The following is a 2,877-nucleotide window of genomic DNA, read 5'->3' as shown; positions in this document are numbered from 1 at the left end:
GACCACCGCCGACGACGCCGACCTCATCCTGCCGCAGGCCGAGGCCGTTCAGCGCCTGTTGGAGCTTCTGGCCATCATCGGCGGGTCGGACAAGGCGCCCTCGGCGTTGTCCTTGGTGTATCGCGAGGAGGATGCATGCGCGAAGGAGGGCCTGGACTGGACCCGCGCCGAGCAGACCTACGGCGATCATGATCACGACCATGACGAGGATGCCGACTGGGGCGACGATTTCGGCGATGCCGGCATCATGGACGACGACGGCATGACGGGGGCTTATCCCGGTTTCAACTAGGCGCTTCGCCCGTTAAGGGCGAATGAGCGTTGTTTCAGGGCCCGCAAGGCGGCCCGGCTGTTTGGATGGGTACAGGTGCTGAGACGCCGTCGCCCGCCGCAGGCGGGGGTTGCGCGTTGCGGGTCCTTTTTAATGGTGTGGGCGATTGCGCATTTGTTCGATCTGCGTGGATGCTGCAGCCGTGCGCCGCAGAGCCGGGTTGTGGGATGCGGATCTGTTTCGTCGGCTAGGTGGCTGGGCCGTCCTTTGGCAGGGCGAGCGCTATGTCGCAGCAGGCAGTGGCGCGTGCGAGCGGCTTCAACGGGCGATCGCGTGGAGAAGCGGGGAAGGGGCTGCTATGGAGTTCGAAGAAGCATTGGCTTGCTGTCGGCTGTGCCCGCGGGCGTGCGGCGCCGACCGCGCCGCCGGCGAGCGCGGCGTGTGCGGGGCGCAAGGGGAGCTGGTGGTGGCCCGTGCGGCGCTGCACATGTGGGAGGAGCCGCCCATCAGCGGTTCTCGCGGCAGCGGCACCGTATTCTTCTCGAACTGCCCGCTTCGATGCGTGTACTGCCAGAACCAGGTGATCGCCGACGGGCGCGCTGGCGTGCCCGTCACGGTGGATGATGTGGTGGATATGTGCCTTGACCTGCAGCAGCAGGGGGCGCTGAACATCAATTTCGTCACCCCGACGCACTATTCGCCTCATATCCGCGCCGCCGTTGCCCGCGCCCGCGCGCGCGGCCTGGCGCTGCCCGTGGTGTGGAACACCTCCGGCTACGAGACGGTGCAGGCCGTGCGGGACAACGTGGGCACGGTGGATGTGTACCTGAGCGATTTCAAGTACTGCTCAAGCGATCTTGCCCGCCGTTATTCCGCTGCGCCCGACTATCCCGAGGCGGCAATGGCGGCGCTTGAGGAGATGGTGCGTTGCGTGGGCACTCCCGAGGGCGACGAGGTGGACGGGCAGCCGCGCCTCACGCGCGGGGTGGTGGTTCGCCATCTGATGCTGCCCGGTGCCTTGGAGGATTCCAAGCGTGTGGTGCGCACGGTGTGGGAGCGTTTCGGCGGCGATGTGCTGCTGTCGCTGATGAATCAGTACACGCCAGTGCTGGCGGACGCTGCCACTGCCGGCGATGCCTGGGCGCAGCGTCAGCTTCGGCGTTGCCCTGAGCTGGGCGGACGCGTATCCGATGCCGAGTACGAGCGGCTTTTGGACTACGCCGACTCGCTGGGGATCGACGACTATTTCTGGCAGCAGGGCGGGGCGGCCCAGGACAGCTTCATCCCCGCGTTCGATTTGACCGGGGTGCCGCGATAATATCGCACAAACGTTCTTGACCACGAACAAGCGTACGAGTATAGTATGCGGATACTATACGTACGGATGTTTGTGGAAGGGGCTGCTATGGATGTGCAGGAGAAGCTGGAGATCCTTGCCGATGCGGCGAAATACGATGTCGCCTGCACATCGTCGGGGTTGCAGCGCGGCTCGAAGGCCGGCTATATCGGCAATGCCCTGGGCGCCGGGTGTTGCCACAGCTTCACGCCCGACGGCCGCTGCATCTCGCTGCTCAAGGTGCTCATGACCAACGTATGCGTGTACGATTGCGCGTACTGCGTCAACCGGTGCAGCAACGAGGTGCCTCGCGCCGCGTTCACGCCCGAAGAGCTGGCCGACCTTACCATGGCGTTTTATCGTCGCAACTATATCGAAGGGCTGTTTCTCAGCTCGGGCGTCATCGGGTCGCCCGACCATACCACCGAGCTTATGATCCGCACGCTGCGATTGCTGCGCGACCATCATAGGTTTCGCGGATACATCCATGCGAAGGCCGTGCCGGGAACGTCTCCAGAGCTTATCGATAGGCTTGGCCATCTTGCGGATCGCATGAGCGTCAACCTCGAGTTGCCCAGTCAGACAAGCTTGAGTTTGCTATGCCCGCAGAAAACCAAGCAGCGCATCATAGCCCCTATGCGGCAGATCCGGGACAACATGGCGCAGGATCGGGAATCGCGCGGGATTTCTCGTCGTAGCACAACGTATCTGCCTTCCACTCGGCCTCGGGAGCGTGCCAGGGCGTTCGTGCCGGCGGGGCAATCCACGCAGATGATCATAGGGGCTACGCCCGAAACCGATTTTCAAATTCTCAATTTATCGCAGGCGCTGTATAAGACCCTGCAGCTCAAGCGCGTGTTCTTCAGCGCCTATCTGCCGGTAAGCTCCGATGAACGCCTGCCGCAGAATACCGCGGTGCAGCTGAACCGCGAGCATCGGCTGTATCAGGCTGATTGGCTGCTGCGTTACTACAAGTTCGACGTTTCGGAGATCATCAGCGCCGATGTGCCGAACTTGGAGATGGATGTGGACCCGAAAGCCGCATGGGCGGTAAACCATCTGGACCTGTTCCCGGTGGAGGTGAACACCGCGCCCTTGGAGGTGCTGCTGCGCGTACCGGGGATAGGCCCTCGGGGAGCGCGCTTGATCGTGCGTGCTCGACGTAGCTCGTGCTTGCGGGAAGGTGAGCTTCGAAAGCTGGGAATCGCCTTTAAACGGGCCCGTTATTTCATCACCTGCAACGGGAAGTACCAAGGCAACGGAGTGGAGT

Annotated in this window: 2 protein-coding genes and 1 pseudogene; all 3 read left to right on the top strand. The window is 63.1% G+C overall.

The annotated features are described in order from the left end of the window. Window positions 1-292 (top strand): annotated as a pseudogene (locus tag Q0H50_RS09135) (hypothetical protein); the annotation flags it as partial. 337 nt (window positions 293-629) lie between these two features. Further along, a complete protein-coding gene (locus Q0H50_RS09130; protein WP_294421650.1) occupies window positions 630-1,589 on the top strand; it encodes a 4Fe-4S cluster-binding domain-containing protein in 960 nt (319 codons plus the stop codon). An 87-nt stretch (window positions 1,590-1,676) separates the two neighbouring features. Then, window positions 1,677-2,877 (top strand): putative DNA modification/repair radical SAM protein (locus tag Q0H50_RS09125; protein WP_294421649.1); only part of this gene is annotated, 1,201 nt, incomplete at its 3' end.

Source organism: uncultured Senegalimassilia sp. (assembly GCF_934632265.1).
Classification (GTDB): Bacteria; Actinomycetota; Coriobacteriia; order Coriobacteriales; family Eggerthellaceae; genus Senegalimassilia.
The sequence above is the reverse complement of the archived record's forward strand: the minus strand, read 5'-3'. Positions and strand labels throughout refer to the sequence as shown.

What these genes read in the sequence shown, in the direction of transcription:
- Q0H50_RS09130 (WP_294421650.1), top strand. Translation starts at nt 630, where the DNA reads ATGGAGTTCGAAGAAGCATTGGCTTGCTGTCGGCTGTGCCCGCGGGCG.